An 18555-nucleotide genomic window follows, 5' to 3' on the forward strand; every position below is an offset into this window, starting at 1 on the left:
GTATGGCGCGACCGGGGCGGCGGCGCGTCAAGGCGGCCCGATCCGCCCGCCTCAGTCGGGCGTCGCGCCCGGGCAGGTGAACCCGTTCTCCGGGTTGCGGCCCCGGCCCGTCGCGTAGCCGTCCTCGCGGTGCGCCCGGTGGCCGAGCAGCCCGCCGTCCCGGGAGAAGTGCGGCAGGAAGAGCGTGAGCGCGGGATCGCCGTACAACGCCACGTACAGCAGCACCTCCCTGGCCTCGGTGACCTCCTGGCGACGCGCGGGCAGCGGGTGCCGGGCGCGCAGGGCGTCGAGCAGCCGACGGGCGGCCCGGGTCGTGGGCGGCACGCCGAGCAGCGCCCCGGCCGCGAGCACCGGGACCGCGCCGAGGGCCAGCGCGGGTCCGGACACACCGGTCGCGACGAGCCCCGCGGCGACGGTCGGCGGGACGCAGACGAGCAGCGCCCGGGCCGTCCTGAGCCGCCCGGGCGGGCGGAGCAGTCCCGCCCTGCCGAGCTCCGCGCGCAGCGCGTCGAGCGCCTGCCGGGCCTTCGGCCGGGTCGCCAGCAGCCTGAGCGTGAGGGCCCGCTGGAGCGAGCGGTGCACGCCGAGCTGGAGCGGATCGCGGGTGCTGCCCGCGCCGCCGTTGGCGCGAATCGTGCCCCGCCGCCCGGCCGCGACGGCGCCGCGCTGGTGCAGCGCCACGAGCGCCACGACGACCGCCGCCCGCGGCCCGCCGCGCAGCAACGCCAGTGCCTGCGGCGGCAGTTCCGGTCGATCCTGGCTGCGTACACGCAACAGCACGGCCGCGGCCACGAGTTGGGCGACCGCTACCCCAAGGAACCACCACATCCCCGTCGTCATGGTGTCCACCCCCCGAAGGAGTTGTGCCCGGGGGAGCGGCGGTCGTCACGTGCGAATGGCCGAAACTGTTAGGGAGCGCCGGAGGTGAGGAGTTCGCCGGCGGGCGGGTTCACCGGCTGCGGGGTGCCGGTGAGGTCGAGCACGAACAGCGGGATGCCGAGGCCGTCCGCGCGCTCGTGGGCCTCCGGCGTGTACCCGGCGAGCGAGAAGTAGACGCTCACCGCCGAGCTGCTGAGCCCGTTCAGCCAGAGGCACTCCACCGCCCGCAGCCCGGTGGGCCGGGTGCTCGGATCCACCTGCGCCACGAGCCCGGGGCCCCGCAGGTCCACGGCGGAGGCCGAGCGCTCCTCCGGCTGGACGACGTCGCGGAAGCCCAGCCAGCGCAGGTACCCGGCGGACGCGGCGACGGCGTCCCGCGCGGTCCTGATCGTGACCGGCCGGAACGCGGACCGGGCCGCCTCGGGGCCGGTACCGGTGTGCGCCGGGGCGGGTGGGGCCGGCGGGGCGGACGGGGCCGGCGGGGAAGGGTGACGATCGGCGAACGGGGAGCTCCCGACGGGAGCGGTGGCACCGGCCTCGGCGCGGGCGGGGCCGTCCGCGCTGGTGGCCGAGGGGCCGGCGGTGGAAGGTCCGGAGGGGGCGGGTCCGGAGGGGGCGGGGCCCGCGGTGGAGGGTCCCGCGGTGGCGGGGCGTTCCCCGGTGCGCGCACCGGCCGGACGCTCCTCGGCGGGCTGGGCCGCCGGGTGCGCCACCGCCGGGGGCGGGACCGCTGCCGCAGGTGGTGCGGCCGGGGTGGAGGGTTCGGCGGGGGCGGGAGGGGTGACGGGAGGGGCCGCCGGACCCCGCTGGGCGGGGACGGCCGCGTCAGGCACAGGGTGGTCGGTGCTGCCGGCGCTACCGGTGCCGAAAGCGCCTCCAGCACCAGCACCAGCACCGGCGTCAGCGCCACCGCCGGCATCGACGCCGGCACCGGTGCCCGGCCCCGTCGCGGCCGGCTCCGCCGGGCTCACCGCCACCCGCAGCACCGCCCCGCACGGGCAGCCCGCCTCCGGGTGGGGCCAGTCCGAGGTGCGGGTGCAGGCGGGGCAGCGGACGGTGACCCACTCGTCGGACCAGTTGCGGTGGGTGACGGGCACGGCGTCGGCGCCGGGGATCACCGGGGGTGCGATCGGGATGCCGCAGGAGCAGGGGAACGCGGGTGCCGCGTACCGAAGGGTGCGGAGGCACTCCGGACAGCGCACCTGTACCGACTCAGCCACTCCGAACCCCCTCCTGCGTCGTGCGGTCCCATGCTCCACCAATTCGGTCGTCCAGGGGAGGAACTTCGGCCATCACGCGACGGACCTCCACCCCGAGACCTCCCGGAGGGCCTCTCCCGTGGACGTCTCTTGACGCTTCTCCATCGACCCACCTACATTGCTTCCGTATAGCAGAACAGTACTTCCGCATTATGGAAACAAGCCGTCGAGGCCCCGCCGGAGCCCCGGCGCGCTTGTGTCCCCCTGGCCGAAGCAGGAGCACTCCCATGCCTCGTATGACCGCCGCCGCAGCGGCCGTTGAGATCCTCAAGCGCGAAGGCGTCACCAACGCGTTCGGTGTGCCCGGCGCGGCGATCAACCCCTTCTACCGAGAGCTCAAGAACGTCGGGGGGATCAGCCACACCCTCGCCCGCCACGTCGAGGGCGCCTCCCACATGGCCGAGGGCTACACCCGGGCCAAGGCCGGCAACATCGGCGTCTGCATCGGTACGTCCGGCCCCGCCGGCACCGACATGATCACCGGCCTGTACTCGGCGATCGCCGACTCGATCCCGATCCTCTGCATCACCGGCCAGGCCCCGACCTCGAAGCTCCACAAGGAGGACTTCCAGGCCGTCGACATCGCCTCGATCGCCAAGCCGGTCACCAAGGCGGCGACGACCGTCCTGGAGCCCGCGCAGGTCCCCGGCGTCTTCCAGCAGGCCTTCCACCTGATGCGCTCCGGCCGTCCCGGCCCGGTCCTCATCGACCTCCCGCTGGACGTCCAGCTGGCCGAGATCGAGTTCGACCCGGAGACGTACGAGCCGCTGCCGGTCTACAAGCCGTCCGCGACCCGCGCCCAGGCCGAGAAGGCGCTGACCTTCCTCCTGGAGTCCGAGCGCCCGCTGATCGTGGCCGGCGGCGGCATCATCAACGCCGACGCCTCCGACCTCCTGGTCGAGTTCGCCGAGCTCACGAACGTCCCGGTCATCTCCACCCTCATGGGCTGGGGCACCATCCCGGACGACCACGAGCTCGCCGCCGGCATGGTCGGCGTCCAGACCGCGCACCGCTACGGCAACGCGACCTTCCTGGAGTCGGACTTCGTCCTCGGCATCGGCAACCGCTGGGCCAACCGCCACACCGGCTACAACATGGACGCCTACACCAAGGGCCGGAAGTTCGTCCACGTCGACGTCGAGCCCACCCAGATCGGCAAGATCTTCGCGCCCGACTACGGCATCGCCTCCGACGCCAAGGTCGCCCTCGAGCTCTTCGTCGAGATCGCGAAGGAGTGGAAGGCCGCGGGCAAGCTGCCGGACTTCTCCGCCTGGGCCGCCTCCGCGCAGGAGCGCAAGGCCACCCTTCAGCGCCGGACGCACTTCGACGACATCCCCATGAAGCCGCAGCGCGTCTACGAGGAGATGAACAAGGCCTTCGGCCCGGAGACCCGCTACGTCACCACCATCGGTCTCTCGCAGATCGCCGCCGCCCAGTTCCTGCACGTCTACAAGCCGCGCCACTGGATCAACTGCGGCCAGGCCGGCCCGCTCGGCTGGACCATCCCGGCCGCCATCGGTGCCGCCACCGCGGACCCGGAGACCCCGGTCGTCGCCCTCTCCGGCGACTACGACTTCCAGTTCATGATCGAGGAGCTGGCGGTCGCCGCCCAGCACAAGGTCCCCTACGTCCACGTCCTCGTGAACAACGCCTACCTCGGTCTGATCCGGCAGGCGCAGGGCGGTCTCGGCATCAACTTCGAGGTCAACCTCGAGTTCGAGAACATCAACACCCCGGAGATCGGCGTCTACGGCGTCGACCACGTCAAGGTCGCCGAGGGCCTGGGCGTCAAGGCGATCCGCGTCGAGGACCCGAGCAAGCTGGGCGAGGCCCTGGAGCAGGCCAAGAAGATGGCCGTCGAGTACCGGGTCCCGGTCGTCGTCGAGGCGATCCTGGAGCGCATCACCAACATCGCGATGAGCAAGACGGTCGACATGAGCGACGTCACCGAGTTCGAGGACCTGGCCACCGAGCCCGGCCACGCGCCCACCGCGATCAAGGCCCTGAAGGTCTGACCCGGCACCCGCACCTGAGGTCCGGGCCGACCGGGGAACCCGTCAGGGCGCGGTCCCGGGACCGCGCCGGGACCCCGCTCGCGAGGCCGTGAGACGGCCCCCGCCCCGAGGAGCACCGGGGCGGGGGCCTTCCTGTGCCGCCACGAGGGCCGCGCCCGCGTCCGTCCACTCGTACAGGACCGACCGGCCGGCCCGTCCGCGCCGCACCAGACCGGCGTCGCGCAGCACCTTCAGATGCCGGCCCACCGACCCCAGGCCCTGCCCGGTCAGGGCCACCAGCTGGCTGGTGGACTTGGGTGCTTCGAGCCGTACGAGGACCCCGGCGCGGGCGCGGCCCAGGAGCGCGCCGAGCGCCTCCGGCACGACCGGCCCCGTGACGTCGGCCAGGGCGCCGGAGCACGCGTAGACGACGGCATAGCGCTCCGAGCCCTCCCAGGACGCCCAGCCCGTGTCCGGTGTCACCGGGACGAACAGCAGACGGCCTCCGCCGATCGAACGCGGCGGGTAGTCACGGGTGTTGATCTGGAGCCGCCCGTCGCCCAGCCACCGCATCCTGCCCGGGCACAGCTCGTCGAGCGCGGCCGCCCAGCCGGCCCGGCTCAGCAGCGCCGTCCGCGCCACCACATCGGCCTCGAGGATCCGCCGCCGGCGCGGCCAGTCGGGGAGCACCGTCTCCCGCCACACCCACTCCAGGACCTCCGCCATCCGCCGCGGCAGGTTCCGCCGTGCCCGCAGCGGCTCCGGTACGGGCCCGCCCACCGCCACCTCCAACTGCGGTACGGCGTCGCCCGGTTCGGCCTCCCGGACCGCCACGACCTCGTCCTCGAAGGACTGCTCCCCCTCGCCGAGCGGCGTCGGCGTGAGGAAGTCCGCGTTCCAGGTGGGCCCGATGGCGGCGCGGACCAGGAGCGCGTCGAGCGGTTCGGCGGCGAGCCGTGCCCGGTACGCGGGCAGATGGCCGGCCAGCCAGGCCCGCTCGCCCGGATGGGCGCCCCCGGCCCCGTGCAGGGTCTTCAGGGCCGCCACGGTCTCCGCCAGCGGCGACACCACGAACCTGCTGCTCGCGAGCGCGTCCGCACCGATCCGCCACCAGCCCACGTTTCGCCTCCCCGCGAAACAATAACGGGGCCGCACCGCGCCCGCCGAGACTCCGCGGCATGCCCCGCTACCGCGATGTCTTCCGCGTCCCCGAATTCACGCCGCTCTTCCTCGGCGGCGCCGCGTCCGCCGCCGCGCAGACGGTGGCCGGCCTCGGCCTCGCCACACTGGTCTTCCGCGCCACGGGCTCGCCGCTGCTCGCCGCGCTCGCCATGTTCGGACCGGCGCTCGCCCAGCTCGTCGGCGCCACCACGCTGCTCGCGGCGGCCGACCGGCTGCCCCCGCGCACGGCGCTCACCGCCGTCGCCCTGGTCTTCGCGGCCGGCACCGCCGCCCAGGCCCTGCCCGGCCTTCCGCTCGCCGCTACCTTCTCGCTCCTCTTCGTCCAGGGGCTCACCGGCTCGGTCGGCAACGGGGTGCGCGGCGGACTGCTCAACGAGATCCTGCCCCGGGACCGCCGTCTCCTCGGCCGCTCGGTGCTCAACATGTCCGTCGGCGTCTGCCAGATCGCCGGGTTCGCCGCCGGCGGTCTGCTGCTGGCGCTGCTCTCGGCCCGCGGCACCCTGCTGACCGGAGCCGCGCTCTACCTGGCCGCCGCGCTGCTCGCCCGCGGCGGACTGTCCGCGCGTGCCCCGCGCGCCTCCGGGCGGCCCTCGCCGGCCGAGACCTGGCGGACCAACGCCCGCCTGTGGTCCTCGCCCGAGCGCCGTCGCGTCTACGTCGCGCTCTGGGTGCCGAACGGGCTCGTCGTCGGCTGCGAATCGCTCTTCGTGCCGTACGACCCCGAGCACGCCGGGCTGCTGTTCGTCTGTGCCGGCGCCGGGATGCTGGCCGGCGACACCGCCGTCGGCCGCTTCGTACCGGATCGGTGGCGGGGCCGCCTCGCCGCGCCGCTGCAGATGCTGCTGGCGGCCCCGTACCTGCTGTTCTTCCTGCGCCCCGCGCTGCCGCTCGCCCTCGCCGCCGTCACGGTCTCCGCGGTCGGCTACGCGGCGAGCCTGCTGTACCAGGAACGGCTCGTGGAACTGGTGCCGGACGAGCTGAGCGGTCACGCGCTCGGACTGCACTCCTCGGGCATGCTCACCCTCCAGGGCCTGAGCGCGACCCTGGCCGGCGGCCTCGCCCAACTCGCCTCGACCACCACGGCGATGACCCTGCTCGCCGTCACCTCGCTCGCGGTGACCCTGGCGTCGGCCGGCAAAGGGAAGAGCGCGGAACCAGGGACCGTAAACCTGGTTCCGCGCTCTCGTTGATGACCGCCCGACGGCGCGAGGCTGGCGCGACAGGACGTTCGCGCCGCCGGGCGGAGACTGGCCCCCTTCCGTGCGAGAAGGGGGGCGTTGGGACCGCGGTGGTGCCGACGGGTGCTGCGGCCGGTCCCTTCCTTCAGGTCAAGAAGGGGAGCCGCAGGCCCTTACCACCGCACTGGCTCGGCGCCACCGCGGTCCTCACGCTGTCCGGGTTACCGGCCACCCCTCATCCGGGCCGGCGATCCGGACCGCGTACGGACACTGACCTCCCGTCAGGTGCCGTACGCAGTCGGGGTGTCGAGGCTCAGTCCTCGCGCAGGGCGCGGACGGCCTCCTCGACGCGCCGGCCGTACTCGGCGTCGGCGGCGGCGAAGTGGGCGAGGTTCTTCTCGATGACGTCCTCGCGGGCGACCTGGGAGAGGCTGCCGGCGATGTTGGACACCAGACGGGACTTCTCGTCCTCGGACATCAGGCGGTAGAGCTCACCGGCCTGGAAGAAGTCGTCGTCCTTGACGTGCGCCGGGGCCGCGTGGGTGCCGGTCCAGCCGTGGATCGCGAGCGGCGCGGAGAGCGCGGCGTCGGTCTGGGCCGGGCCCTGGTACGAGTTGGGCTCGTAGTTCTTGTCGTGGCGCGAACCGTTGCGGGTGGCCATGAAGCCGTCGCGGCCGTAGTTGTCCGCCACCGTCGCCTTGGGGGCGTTGACCGGCAGCTGGGTGTGGTTGACGCCGAGGCGGTAGCGGTGGGCGTCCGCGTAGGCGAAGAGACGGCCCTGGAGCATCTTGTCCGGCGAAGGACCGATGCCCGGGACGAAGTTGTTCGGGGAGAACGCGGCCTGCTCGACCTCGGCGAAGACGTTGTCCGGGTTGCGGTCGAGGACCAGGCGGCCCACGCGCTGCAGCGGGTAGTCCGCGTGCGGCCACACCTTGGTGAGGTCGAACGGGTTGAAGCGGTAGTCCGCGGCCTCGGCGGCCGGCATGACCTGCACGTAGAGGGTCCAGGAGGGGTTCACGCCGCGCTCGATGGACTGCAGCAGGTCGGTCTGGTGCGAGTTGGCGTCCTTGCCGACCAGCTCGGCGGCCTGCTCGGCGGAGAGGGAGCGGATGCCCTGGTTCGTCTTGAAGTGGTACTTGACGAAGAAGGCCTCGCCCGCCTCGTTGGTCCACTGGTAGGTGTGCGAGCCGTAGCCGTTCATGTGGCGGTACGAGGCCGGGATGCCGCGGTCGCCGAACAGCCAGGTCACCTGGTGGGTCGCCTCGGGGGCGTGGGCCCAGAAGTCCCAGACGTTGTCCGCCTCCTGCTTGCCCGTGAACGGGTCGCGCTTCTGGGAGTGGATGAAGTCGGGGAACTTGATCGGGTCCTTGATGAAGAACACCGGGGTGTTGTTGCCGACGAGGTCGTAGTTGCCCTCCTCGGTGTAGAACTTCACCGCGAAGCCACGCGGGTCGCGGACCGCGTCCGCGCCGCCGAGCGAGTCGGCCACGGTGGAGAAGCGCAGGAACAGCTCGGTCTTCTTGCCGACCTCGGACAGGAAGGCGGCCTTCGTGTACGCGGTGACGTCGTCCGTCACCTCGAAGTAGCCGTACGCGCCGGAGCCGCGGGCGTGCACCACGCGCTCCGGGATGCGCTCGCGGTTGAAGCGCGCGAGCTTCTCCAGCAGGTGCTGGTCCTGCAGGAGGATGGGGCCACCGACGCCGGCGGTGGCGGAGTTCTGGTTGTCGGCGACCGGGGCGCCGGACTCGGTCGTAAGCACACGCTTGGCCATGGTGTCGGGTCGACCTTCCGTACGGGGAGCTGCACTGCTGACTGGTGGGAGTGCTCTGGAGCGTAAGGACGCCCCACGAACAACGTCAACAGTTTGTTGAAAATGAAGTCTGGTGTTCCGGACGGCGGCGGCGCCTGGGCGCGACAGGACAGTTGTCAGCGCCGCCGCCGTCCGGAAATCTGGGGCCCGCCCCGAGGCGGGCGCGGGTCAGACCTGCTGGCCGGAGAGGCGCTCGACGGCGCGCAGCAGGGCCGAGTGGTCGAGACCGCCGTCACCCTGCGCGCGCAGCGAGGCGACGAGCTGGGCGACCACGGCGCCGACCGGGAGGGCCGCACCGACGTTGCGGGCGGCGTCGGTGACGATGCCCATGTCCTTGTGGTGCAGGTCGATCCGGAAGCCGGGCTTGAAGTCCCGGTTCAGGAAGTTGTCCTTCTTGCGGGTCAGCACGGTGGAGCCGGCCAGACCGCCGTTGAGGACGTCGAGGGCGGCGTTGAGGTCCACGCCGGACTTCTCCAGGAAGACCACGGCCTCGGCGCACGCCTGGATGTTCACGGCGACGATGAGCTGGTTGGCGGCCTTCACCGTCTGGCCGGAGCCGTGCGGGCCGCACAGGACGATGGTCTTGCCGAGGGCCTCGAGGATCGGCAGGGCCGCGTCGAAGTCGGCCTTCTCGCCGCCCACCATGATCGACAGGACGGCCTCGATGGCGCCGGCCTCGCCGCCGGACACGGGCGCGTCGATGACGCGGATGCCCTTCTCCTTGGCGTTCTTCGCCAGGTCGATCGAGGTCTGCGGGGTGATCGACGACATGTCGATGATCAGCGCGCCGGCCCGGGCGTTCTCCAGGATGCCCTCGGGGCCGTAGGAGATCGCCTCGACCTGCGGGGAGGCCGGGACCATCGTGATGATCACGTCGGCGTCCTTGACGGCCTCGGCGATCGAGCCGGCCGCGGCGCCGCCGGCGGCGGCCAGGCGGTCCAGCTTGTCCTGCTCGAGGGTGTAACCGGTGACGGAGTAGCCGGCCTTGATCAGGTTCTCGGACATGGGGGAGCCCATGATGCCGAGACCGATCCACGCAACCTTGGGGAGAGTGCTCATGGGGAGGGTCCTTCTCTGAAGCTTCGTACGAAAAGGTCGGGGAGTGCCTGGCGGAACGCCCGGACTTACTTGGCGGCGCGCGCCTCGGTCGGCAACCATCCGAAGGACGCGGCGGCGTCGGCGGCCTTGTACTCCAGGCCCACGAAGCCGTCGTAGCCGGCCTTCGTCAGCTCGTCCAGGAGCTGCTCCAGCGGCAGTTCGCCGGTGCCCGGGGCGCCTCGGCCCGGCATGTCGGCGATCTGGACGTGACCGGTCCTGTCGGCGTACCGGGCGATGACCTGGCTGACGTCCTCGCCGTTCATGGCCAGGTGGTAGATGTCGAGGAGGAACTTGGCGTTGCCGAGTCCGGTGGCCGCGTTGACCTTGTCGACGATCTCGATCGCGGACGGCGCGCTCACCAGCGGGTAGAGCGGGGACTCCGGCTTGTTGAGCGTCTCGATCAGCAGGATCGCGCCGACCCGGTCGGCCGCGCGGGCCGCGAGCACCAGGTTCTCCAGGGCGAGCTCGTCCTGGACGGCCGGGTCCACGCCCTCGACGCGGTTGCCGTAGAGCGCGTTCAGCGCCTTGCAGCCCACCGAGGCGGCGAAGTCCGCCGCGACGTCGATGTTGGCGCGGAAGCGGTCCGACTCCTCACCGGGCACGGAGACCGCGCCGCGGTCCGGGCCGGGGAGCCGGCCGGCATAGAAGTTCAGGCCCACCAGCTGGGTGCCGGCGTCCTCGAGGGCCTTCTTGAGGGCGTCGAGCTCGCTCTGGTCGGGGGTGGCGGTGTCGATCCAGGGCCACCACAGCTCGACCGCGGTGAAGCCCGCCGCGGCGGCGGCCGCGGGGCGCTCCAGGAGCGGGAGTTCCGTGAAGAGGATCGACAGGTTCACATCGAAGCGCTGGTCCGTGTATCCCATGAGGGGTCGGCGCTCCTTCCGTATTGCGGAAGTAAGTTTCTGTCTGGTGGAAGGTTGCTATCCGGGCGGCCGACTTGTCAAGAGGACCTCGCAGGTCCGGGGCTCCCGTGGGCCCCGCACGGGCCGTAGCGTGGGGGCATGGTGCGTTTGAGAGTGGAGTTCACGACCGAGCCGTTCGACCTCGACGAGGCGCCGGCGCACGCGGTCGTGGCCCGGGAGGTCATTCAGTCGGCCGAGCTGGACGCGGTCGACGTCGGCCCCTTCGGCAACACGGCCGAGGGCGGCGCGGACGCGGTGCTCACCGCGGTCGACGAGCTGCTGCGCAAGTCCCTGGCGGCCGGGGCCACCCGGGTCTCGCTCCAGGTGAACGTGATCGGCGGCGGGGCCGGCGAGGACGGTGAGGGGGAAAGATGACCGAGCATCCCTTGGTCGCGGCGGTGAAACCGCTGGTCGACGCGATGGGCGCCGAGCTGCTCGGCCCGGAGCAGGCGGAGCAGGACGACGTGGTGCTCGCCTGGGAGGGCGAGGACGTCCTCGCCGTACGGCTGCCGCAGCTCTCGGAGTCCCTGGACCACATCCTGGCCGCCATGGAGCGGCGGCACGGGATGCCGCTCTCCGGGCTCGACCGCAAGAGCAAGCAGGAGATCGTGCGGATACTCGAGGCACGAGGTGCCTTCTCGGTGCGCCACGGCGTGGAGACGGTGGCCGGCGCGCTCGGCGTCAGCCGCTTCACCGTGTACAACTACCTGAACCGCGAGACGGCCCTGAGCAGGGAAAAGTCTTCCGGGAACGGCTAGTTGATCATCTCTCGCCGAAAGCCGTCGTCCACATGCCGGGACGGCGGCTTTTGTGTCACCGAGTTTTCAACAAAGTGTTGACGTGGTGTTGCGGAGGGCGTTAGCTATCCGCAGCCCGTCCGACGCACAGCGAAAAACAGCCACGGAGGCTTCCCGTGACTTCAGGTACGACTCCGGGCCTCGCCCGGTTCAACACCTCGGCGGAGGGTGACGCCGTCACCGCGCTCCACGAGGTGTGCTCCAGTTCGGCGTGGGGGAGCAAGATCCTCGCCCAGCGCCCGTTTGCCACCGCCGAAGCCCTCTTCCTCGCCAGCGACGCCGCCATGGCCGAGCTGACCGCCGAGGACCTGGCCGAGGCGATGGCGGGCCACCCGCCGATCGGTCGTCCGAAGGCAGGGGACCCGACCTCCTCCCGCGAGCAGAGCGGGATGGCCGGCGCCTCCGCGGAACTCAAGGCCGAGATGCTCGAACTGAACCTGGCCTACCAGGACAAGTTCGGCCATGTCTTCCTCATCTGCGCCACCGGCAGGACCGGCGAGCAGATGCGCGACGCCATCCGGGAACGGATCGAGAACTCGCTCGAGCAGGAGCGGGAGATCGTCCGCACCGAACTGGGCAAGATCAACCGCATCCGTCTGACCCGTCTCGTCGAGACCACCGAGGAAGAGAACTGATGAGCACCGACACCACGGCCTCGGTGTCCACCCACATCCTGGACACCAGCATCGGCCGGCCGGCCGAGGGCGTGGCCATCACCCTCGCGGCCCGCGCCGGCTCCGACGCCGACTGGGTCGCCCTGGGCGGCTCCGCCACCGACGCGGACGGGCGCTGCAAGGACCTCCCGGCCCTGCCGGAGGGCACGACCCACGTGCGCCTCGACTTCGAGACCGAGGCGTACTTCCTGAGCAAGCAGAACCAGCAAGCCGAGGCGCAGCAGGACGCCCCCGCGAATCGGGACAGCGGTGCGGCCGGAGCGTTCTTCCCGGAGGTGGCGATCACGTTCGCCGTCGTGCCGGGCGAGCACTACCACGTACCGCTGCTGCTCAACCCGTTCGGCTACTCCGTTTACCGAGGGAGCTAGCAGACATGCCCACGATTCTCGGCCAGAACCAGTACGGCAAAGCAGAGAACCGCGTCGTCAAGATCACGCGCGACGGCGGCACGCACCACATCAAGGACCTGAACGTCTCCGTCGCCCTCTCCGGCGACCTCGACGACGTCCACCTCACCGGCTCGAACGCCCACTGCCTCCCCACCGACACGACGAAGAACACGGTCTTCGCGTTCGCCAAGGAGTACGGCATCGAGTCCGCCGAGCAGTTCGGCATCCACCTCGCCCGCCACTTCGTGACGAGCCAGGAGCCCATCAAGCGGGCCCGGATCCGGATCGAGGAGTACGCCTGGGAGCGCATCGCCAGCTCCGACGCCAACTCCAAGTTCATCGGCGCCGACGAGGTCAACCACTCCTTCGTCCGCAAGGGCCAGGAGACCCGCGTCACCCAGATCACCTTCGACGGCGCGAAGTGGGAGGTCATCTCCGGCCTCAAGGACCTCGTCGTCATGAACTCCACCAACTCGGAGTTCTGGGGCTACATCAAGGACCAGTACACCACCCTCAAGGAGGCGTACGACCGGATCCTCGCCACCCAGGTGTCGGGCCGCTGGCGGTTCAACTGGACCGAGGACGACCAGCGCATGCCGAACTGGGAGCGGTCCTACGAGCAGACCCGCAAGCACATGCTCGAGGCCTTCGCGGAGACCTACTCGTACTCCCTGCAGCAGACGCTGTACCAGATGGCCACGCGGATCATCAACCACCGCTCGGAGATCGACGAGGTCCGCTTCTCGCTCCCGAACAAGCACCACTTCCTGGTCGACCTCGAGCCCTTCGGCCTCAAGAACGACAACGAGGTCTACTACGCCGCCGACCGCATGTACGGCCTCATCGAGGCCACCGTCCTCCGGGACGGCGCCACGGCGCAGATCCCGGTCGACATGACCAACCTCTAAGCGGCACTGAGTGACCCGGTCCCCGTCCGCCCGCAGTCGGGCGGGGACCGGCACCAGACCGGAGGGAACCTCACATGGCACTGCCCGCAAAGGGGCCGGCATCTGCCGAAGGCCCGTGTACCACCCCGTCGTCCAGCACGGCCGCGGCCCCGGCCGCCTGCCACCCCGTGGACGAGAAGCTCCCCGCCTCGCGGCTCGTCCCCGCCGCACTCCAGCACATCGCCGCGATGTACGCGGGCGTCGTGACCCCTCCGCTCATCATCGGCCAGGCCGTCGGCCTGGACGCCGCCGGGATGACCCGGCTCATCGCCGCCAGCCTGCTCATCGCCGGCTGCGCCACCATCCTGCAGACCATCGGCCTCGGACGCTTCGCCGGAAACCGGCTGCCGTTCGTCAACGCCGCTTCCTCGGCCGGTATCGCGCCCATGCTCGCCATCGCCGAGACCAGCGCGGAAGGCCACCAGCTGCCCGCCATCTACGGCGCGGTCATGGTCGCCGGAGTGTTCTGCCTCGCCGTCGGCCCCTTCTTCGGCCGGCTGCTCCGCTTCTTCCCGCCGCTCGTCACCGGCGTCGTGATCACCCTCATCGGTGTCACCCTGATGCCCGTACCGGTGGGCTGGGCGCAGGGCGGCGACAAGAACGCCGCCGACTTCGGAGCGATGAAGTACCTGGCGCTCGCCGGCTTCACCCTCGTCGTCATCCTGCTCTTCCAGCGCTTCGGCAAGGGCTTCGTCAAGCAGATCGCCCTGCTCCTCGGCCTCTTCATCGGCACGCTCGCCGCGATCCCCTTCGGCATGGCGGACTTCACCGCCCTGCGCGAGGCGCCGGTCGCCGCGCTGCCCGCGCCCTTCGCCTTCGGCGCCCCCGAGTTCCAGCCCGCCGCGATCCTCTCGCTGTGCATCGTCATGCTGGTCCTGATGACGGAGTCCAGCGCCGGCATGCTCGCCCTCGGCGAGATCTGCGAGCGGCGCAGCGACGGGAAGACCATCACCCGGGGCCTGCGCACCGACGGCATCGCGACCCTGCTCGGTCCGGTCTTCGGCGGCTTCCCCACCTCGGCCTTCGCGCAGAACGTCGGCGTCGTCTCCCTCACCCGGGTGCGCAGCCGCTACGTGGTCGCCGTCGCCGGCGGCGCCCTGCTGGTCCTCGGCGCCTTCCCGGTCCTCGGCGCGGTCGTCTCGCTGGTGCCGATGCCGGTCCTCGGCGGCGCGGGCATCGTGCTCTTCGGCTCCATCGCGGTCAGCGGCATCCGTACCCTCTCGGAAGCCGGGCTCGACGACAGCTCCAACATCATCCTGGTGGCCGTCGCGCTCGGAGCGGGCATCATCCCGCTCGCCGCCCCCACCTTCTACGCCGGATTCCCCGCCTGGGCGCAGACCGTGCTCGGCTCCGGCATCAGCGCGGGCGCGCTCGTGGCCGTCCTGCTGAATCTGTTCTTCCATCATCTCGGCACCCGGAGCCGTCAGGCGGCCCCGGCACTCAAATCCTCCTAGGGTCCTGCCGTGCCCACCGATCCCCTCTGGAATGAAGGAAGCACCGCCATGGCAGCACCTTCGGCAGCCACCCAGCGCATCGTCATCGAGAACGCGGCGATCGCCACCGTCGACGCGAACGACACCGAGTACGCCACCGGCCACCTCGTCGTCGCCGACAACAAGATCGAGTCCCTCGGTGCCGGCAAGGCCCCCGAAGGCCTGGAGAACGTGGTCCGGCGGATCGACGCCACCGGTCACCTGATCACTCCGGGTCTGATCAACACCCACCACCACTTCTACCAGTGGATCACCCGGGGTCTCGCGACCGACCACAACCTCTTCAACTGGCTGGTCGCGCTCTACCCGACGTGGGCGCGGATCGACGAGTCGATGGTGCGGGTCGCGGCCCAGGGCTCGCTCGCGATGATGGCGCGCGGCGGTGTCACCACCGCGATGGACCACCACTACGTGTTCCCGCAGGGCTCCGGAGACCTGTCCGGCGCGATCATCGGCGCCGCCGCCGACATGGGCGTCCGCTTCACCCTCGCCCGCGGCTCCATGGACCGCAGCGAGAAGGACGGCGGCCTGCCGCCGGACTTCGCCGTCGAGACCACCGAGGGCGCGCTCGCCGCGACCGAGGAGACGGTGAAGCGCTACCACGACGCCTCCTTCGACTCCATGACCCAGGTCGCGGTCGCCCCCTGTTCGCCCTTCTCCATCTCCACCGAGCTGCTGCGCGAGGGCGCCGCGCTCGGCCGCCGGCTCGGGGTGCGGATGCACACCCACGGTTCGGAGACCGTGGAGGAGGAGAAGTTCTGCCACGAGCTGTTCGGCATGGGCCCGACGGACTACTTCGAGTCCACCGGATTCCTCGGCGAGGACGTGTGGATGGCGCACTGCGTCCACATGAACGACTCCGACATCGCGGCCTTCGCCCGCACCAGGACGGGTGTCGCCCACTGCCCGTCGTCCAACGCGCGCCTCGCCGCCGGCATCGCCCGCGTACCCGACATGCTCAAGGCGGGCGTGCCCGTCGGCCTCGGCGTCGACGGCACCGCCTCCAACGAGTCGGGCGAACTGCACACCGAGCTGCGCAACGCGCTCCTCATCAACCGGCTCGGTGCGCACCGCGAGGCCGCGCTCAACGCCCGCCAGGCCCTGCGCCTCGGCACCTTCGGCGGTGCGCAGGTCCTCGGCCGCGCCGACAGCATCGGCTCCCTCGAGCCGGGCAAGCTCGCCGACTTCGTCCTGTGGAAGATCGACGGCCTCGGCCACTCGTCGATCGCCGACCCGGTCACCGCCGTCGTCTTCGGCGCGGCCGCCCCGGTCACCGCGTCCTTCGTCAACGGCAGGCAGATCGTCGAGAACAACCGACTGCTGACCGCCGACGAGGACCAGATCGCGCGCGACGCGCGCGCGGAGGCCCAGCGCCTGGCCCGCATCACGGCCCAGGGCTGATCCCTCCCCAAGGAGTCCGACCGAGGGGGACGGCCCTCGGTCGGTCGCCGTGGACCCAAGCGGGGTCCGCGGCAGCCGGACCGGGGGGTGTGCGTACGCCCTGGCGTACCGCACCCCCCGGGTCGGTGAACCCGTGTCCGCACCCCCACCGGACGCGCCGTCCCCGTGCCGCACCCCCTCCGCCGGCGCACCGCCCCACCCGCGCAACGAGCCGCACCTCCTGCACCCGCACCGCATCGCACCACCTCCCTGACACCCTCGTCGCCGCCGACGTGTAACCGACCGGAGGACCGCCGTGGCTGCCAAGCCCCAGGTTCGCAATGCACAAGACGCAGGATCCGACCTCGATGACGACCGGACCAGACATCCGGTCGACGAGACCCTGCCCCCACTGAAGATGCTCACCAGCGGCCTGCAGCACGTGGCCGCCATGTACGCGGGCGTCGTCGCCCCGCCGCTGATCGTCGGAGCGGCCGTGGGCCTCTCCGGCACCGAACTCACCTTCCTCACCGGTGCCAGCCTCTTCACCGCCGGCCTCGCCACCTTCCTCCAGACCCTCGGCGTCTGGAAGATCGGCGCCCGGCTGCCCTTCGTCAACGGCGTCACCTTCGCCGGCGTCGCCCCGATGCTCGCGATCGTCGACACCACGAAGGACAAGGCCGACGCCCTTCCCGTCATCTTCGGCGCGATCATCGTCGCCGGACTCCTCGGCTTCATCGCCGCCCCCTGGTTCTCCCGCCTCGTGCGGTTCTTCCCGCCGGTCGTCACCGGCACCGTCATCACCCTCATCGGCGTCTCGCTGCTGCCGGTCGCCTTCGGCTGGGCACAGGGGCCCAGTCCCGCGGCCGACGACTACGGCTCGACCACCTATCTGTCGCTGGCCGCCATCACGCTGGTCATCGTGCTGCTGCTGCGCCGCTTCACCCGCGGCTTCCTCAAGCAGGTCGCCGTGCTGGTCGGTCTCGTCCTCGGCACGCTGATCGCCATACCCTTCGGCGTCGCCGACTTCAGCCCGGTGACGGAGGCCGACGTCGTCGGCTTCCCGACGCCCTTCCACTTCGGCGCCCCGCAGTTCGCCCTCGCCGCGATCATCTCCATGTGCGTGGTCATGCTGGTCTCCATGACCGAGTCCACCGCCGACATGCTGGCGCTCGGCGAGATCGTCGAGCGGCCCGCCGACGAGAAGACCATCGCGGCCGGACTGCGCGCCGACACCCTGGGCTCCGCGCTCAGCCCGCTGTTCAACGGCTTCATGTGCAGTGCCTTCGCGCAGAACATCGGCCTGGTCGCCATGACCCGCATCCGCAGCCGCTTCGTGGTCGCCTGGGGCGGAGGATTCCTGCTCCTCATGGGCCTGTCGCCGGTGGCTGCCTCGCTGATCTCGGTCGTGCCGCGACCGGTGCTCGGCGGCGCGGGCGTCGTCCTCTTCGGCTCGGTCGCCGCGAGCGGCATCCAGACGCTGGTCAAGGCCGGACTGGAGAAGGACAACAACGTGCTGATCGTGGCCGTCTCGCTGGCCGTCGGCATCGTCCCCATCACGGCGCCGGAGTTCTACCACGCCTTCCCGGAAACCGCGAAGATCATCCTGGACTCCGGCATCTCCACCGGCTGCGTCGCCGCCGTGCTGCTCAACCTGGTCTTCAACCACCTGGGCAGGAACCGCGACGACGACACGGTGACCGCGCCCATGGAGCCCGGCGACGACATCTCCGGGACCGCCGCGGCCAAGGCGGTGCACGTCCACTGAGCCACCCGGCCCCCCTCCCGCCCGCCCCGGCCCCCGCACCCACCGCGGGGTCCGGGGCGCCGGCCGTTCACGCCCGGCACGCCCGGGGCCGGCCGTGGTGAGCGGACCGTTCGCCACGGCTCCCGGCCGGCCCGCCGTGGTGCTCGTCAACCCCAACACCTCGGCGGCGACCACCAGGACGATGACGGCGATCGCCCGCCGCGCCCTCGCCGGAACGGGGCTCCGGGTCCGGGGCGTCACGGTCTCCGAGGGTCCGCCGATGCTCACCGACCCGGCCGCCCTGCGCGCCGCCGCTCCGCAGGTCGTCACCGCCGCCCGTGCGGCCGTCGCCTCCGGCGACTGCGCGGCCGTGATCGTCGCCGCGTTCGGCGACCCCGGACTCGACGCCGTCCGTGCGCTCCCGGTGCCGGTGGTCGGCATCGGTGCGGCCGCGCTCGCCGAGGCGGCCGCCGCCGGCCGCCGCTTCGGCATCGCCACCACCACCCCGCTCCTCGCCGACGCCCTCGCCGCGCACGTGGCCCGCCAGGGCCTGACGCCGGCGTACACGGGCGCCCGCTTCACCGCCGGCGACCCACAGCGGCTCGCCGCCCGCCCCGACGCACTGCTCGCCGCGCTGACGGACGCCGCCCACGCCTGCGTCGCACGCGACGGAGCCGAGGCCGTGGTCATCGGCGGCGGCCCGCTCGGCGAGGCCGCGGAAGCCCTGCGCCCGCGTCTCCCGGTCCCCGTCGTCGCGCCCATTCCCGCTGCCTGCCGCCGCGTCACCGAGCTGCTCACCGGGGCGCCCTGACGGCCTTCACCGCGCCGC

The 18555-nt window shown here is 71.7% G+C and carries 17 protein-coding genes; 11 read left to right on the forward strand and 6 right to left on the reverse strand.

Annotation, left to right across the window (positions count from 1 at the left end; translation table 11 throughout):
• Positions 1-51 precede the first annotated feature (51 nt).
• Complete coding sequence (locus tag ESG85_RS29145) at positions 52-840, reverse strand: TIGR04222 domain-containing membrane protein (protein ID WP_246095358.1); 789 nt, start codon at positions 838-840, stop codon at positions 52-54.
• A gap of 68 nt (positions 841-908) precedes the next feature.
• The gene (locus ESG85_RS29150) at positions 909-2099 is read right to left on the reverse strand and encodes a hypothetical protein (RefSeq protein WP_219825225.1); all 1191 of its coding nucleotides are present in this window, start codon (positions 2097-2099) and stop codon (positions 909-911) included.
• Between the two features lie 266 nt (positions 2100-2365).
• Here ESG85_RS29150 and gcl point away from each other — a divergent pair, with 266 nt between their 5' ends.
• Positions 2366-4153 carry a glyoxylate carboligase gene (gene gcl / locus ESG85_RS29155; protein ID WP_128984166.1) on the forward strand — a complete coding sequence of 596 codons (1788 nt, stop codon included), beginning with the start codon at positions 2366-2368 and terminating at the stop codon, positions 4151-4153.
• A gap of 42 nt (positions 4154-4195) precedes the next feature.
• On the opposite strand, the gene ESG85_RS29160 is transcribed toward gcl, so the two are convergent.
• Entirely contained in the window at positions 4196-5251 is a 1056-nt protein-coding gene (locus tag ESG85_RS29160) for an ArsR/SmtB family transcription factor (protein ID WP_128984167.1), read from the reverse strand.
• 59 nt (positions 5252-5310) lie between these two features.
• Here ESG85_RS29160 and ESG85_RS29165 point away from each other — a divergent pair, with 59 nt between their 5' ends.
• Entirely contained in the window at positions 5311-6504 is a 1194-nt protein-coding gene (locus ESG85_RS29165) for an MFS transporter (protein WP_128984168.1), read from the forward strand.
• A 301-nt stretch (positions 6505-6805) separates the two neighbouring features.
• Here the strand turns inward: ESG85_RS29165 and ESG85_RS29170 are convergent, their stop codons facing one another.
• The 3 genes from ESG85_RS29170 to ESG85_RS29180 all read right to left on the reverse strand — a co-directional run bounded on the left by ESG85_RS29170 (position 6806) and on the right by ESG85_RS29180 (position 10260).
• On the reverse strand, positions 6806-8263 hold the full coding sequence (locus tag ESG85_RS29170; protein WP_128984169.1) for a catalase: 1458 nt from the start codon (positions 8261-8263) through the stop codon (positions 6806-6808).
• A gap of 207 nt (positions 8264-8470) precedes the next feature.
• Positions 8471-9361, reverse strand: a complete 891-nt coding sequence (locus tag ESG85_RS29175; RefSeq protein ID WP_128984170.1) for a 2-hydroxy-3-oxopropionate reductase — start codon at positions 9359-9361, stop codon at positions 8471-8473.
• Between the two features lie 65 nt (positions 9362-9426).
• Positions 9427-10260, reverse strand: coding sequence for a TIM barrel protein (locus ESG85_RS29180; protein ID WP_128984171.1), 834 nt, complete (start codon positions 10258-10260; stop codon positions 9427-9429).
• Between the two features lie 141 nt (positions 10261-10401).
• On the opposite strand from ESG85_RS29180, the gene ESG85_RS29185 reads away from it, so the two are divergent.
• From ESG85_RS29185 to ESG85_RS29225, 9 genes are all read left to right on the forward strand, one after another.
• Complete coding sequence (locus tag ESG85_RS29185) at positions 10402-10674, forward strand: YkoF family thiamine-binding protein (RefSeq protein ID WP_164986348.1); 273 nt, start codon at positions 10402-10404, stop codon at positions 10672-10674.
• Positions 10671-11057 carry a helix-turn-helix domain-containing protein gene (locus ESG85_RS29190; protein ID WP_128984172.1) on the forward strand — a complete coding sequence of 129 codons (387 nt, stop codon included), beginning with the start codon at positions 10671-10673 and terminating at the stop codon, positions 11055-11057. Before ESG85_RS29185 ends, ESG85_RS29190 begins: the two co-directional genes overlap by 4 nt.
• Positions 11058-11212: 155 nt before the next feature.
• Positions 11213-11731, forward strand: a complete 519-nt coding sequence (gene uraD / locus ESG85_RS29195; protein WP_128984173.1) for a 2-oxo-4-hydroxy-4-carboxy-5-ureidoimidazoline decarboxylase — start codon at positions 11213-11215, stop codon at positions 11729-11731.
• A complete protein-coding gene (uraH, locus tag ESG85_RS29200; RefSeq protein ID WP_128984174.1) occupies positions 11731-12138 on the forward strand; it encodes a hydroxyisourate hydrolase in 408 nt (135 codons plus the stop codon). Before uraD ends, uraH begins: the two co-directional genes overlap by 1 nt.
• A 5-nt stretch (positions 12139-12143) precedes the next feature.
• A complete protein-coding gene (gene pucL, locus ESG85_RS29205; protein ID WP_128984175.1) occupies positions 12144-13067 on the forward strand; it encodes a factor-independent urate hydroxylase in 924 nt (307 codons plus the stop codon).
• A gap of 74 nt (positions 13068-13141) precedes the next feature.
• Positions 13142-14560, forward strand: a complete 1419-nt coding sequence (locus tag ESG85_RS29210; protein ID WP_128984176.1) for a nucleobase:cation symporter-2 family protein — start codon at positions 13142-13144, stop codon at positions 14558-14560.
• 48 nt (positions 14561-14608) lie between these two features.
• Positions 14609-16000, forward strand: a complete 1392-nt coding sequence (locus ESG85_RS29215; RefSeq protein ID WP_128984177.1) for an 8-oxoguanine deaminase — start codon at positions 14609-14611, stop codon at positions 15998-16000.
• Between the two features lie 397 nt (positions 16001-16397).
• A complete protein-coding gene (locus tag ESG85_RS29220) occupies positions 16398-17747 on the forward strand; it encodes a nucleobase:cation symporter-2 family protein (RefSeq protein WP_246095367.1) in 1350 nt (449 codons plus the stop codon).
• A gap of 97 nt (positions 17748-17844) precedes the next feature.
• Positions 17845-18537, forward strand: a complete 693-nt coding sequence (locus ESG85_RS29225; protein ID WP_246095360.1) for an aspartate/glutamate racemase family protein — start codon at positions 17845-17847, stop codon at positions 18535-18537.
• The last annotated feature ends 18 nt before the right edge of the window (positions 18538-18555 follow it).

It is taken from the genome of Streptomyces roseicoloratus (assembly GCF_004117935.1).
Taxonomy (GTDB): domain Bacteria; phylum Actinomycetota; class Actinomycetes; order Streptomycetales; family Streptomycetaceae; genus Streptomyces; species Streptomyces roseicoloratus.

Coding starts and splice junctions, on each gene's coding strand:
- ESG85_RS29145 (WP_246095358.1), bottom strand. CDS start 840: ATGACGACGGGGATGTGGTGGTTCCTTGGGGTAGCGGTCGCCCAACTC.
- gcl (WP_128984166.1), top strand. CDS start 2,366: ATGCCTCGTATGACCGCCGCCGCAGCGGCCGTTGAGATCCTCAAGCGC.
- ESG85_RS29165 (WP_128984168.1), top strand. CDS start 5,311: ATGCCCCGCTACCGCGATGTCTTCCGCGTCCCCGAATTCACGCCGCTC.
- ESG85_RS29170 (WP_128984169.1), bottom strand. CDS start 8,263: ATGGCCAAGCGTGTGCTTACGACCGAGTCCGGCGCCCCGGTCGCCGAC.
- ESG85_RS29175 (WP_128984170.1), bottom strand. CDS start 9,361: ATGAGCACTCTCCCCAAGGTTGCGTGGATCGGTCTCGGCATCATGGGC.
- ESG85_RS29180 (WP_128984171.1), bottom strand. CDS start 10,260: ATGGGATACACGGACCAGCGCTTCGATGTGAACCTGTCGATCCTCTTC.
- ESG85_RS29190 (WP_128984172.1), top strand. CDS start 10,671: ATGACCGAGCATCCCTTGGTCGCGGCGGTGAAACCGCTGGTCGACGCG.
- uraH (WP_128984174.1), top strand. CDS start 11,731: ATGAGCACCGACACCACGGCCTCGGTGTCCACCCACATCCTGGACACC.
- pucL (WP_128984175.1), top strand. CDS start 12,144: ATGCCCACGATTCTCGGCCAGAACCAGTACGGCAAAGCAGAGAACCGC.
- ESG85_RS29210 (WP_128984176.1), top strand. CDS start 13,142: ATGGCACTGCCCGCAAAGGGGCCGGCATCTGCCGAAGGCCCGTGTACC.
- ESG85_RS29215 (WP_128984177.1), top strand. CDS start 14,609: ATGGCAGCACCTTCGGCAGCCACCCAGCGCATCGTCATCGAGAACGCG.
- ESG85_RS29220 (WP_246095367.1), top strand. CDS start 16,398: ATGCTCACCAGCGGCCTGCAGCACGTGGCCGCCATGTACGCGGGCGTC.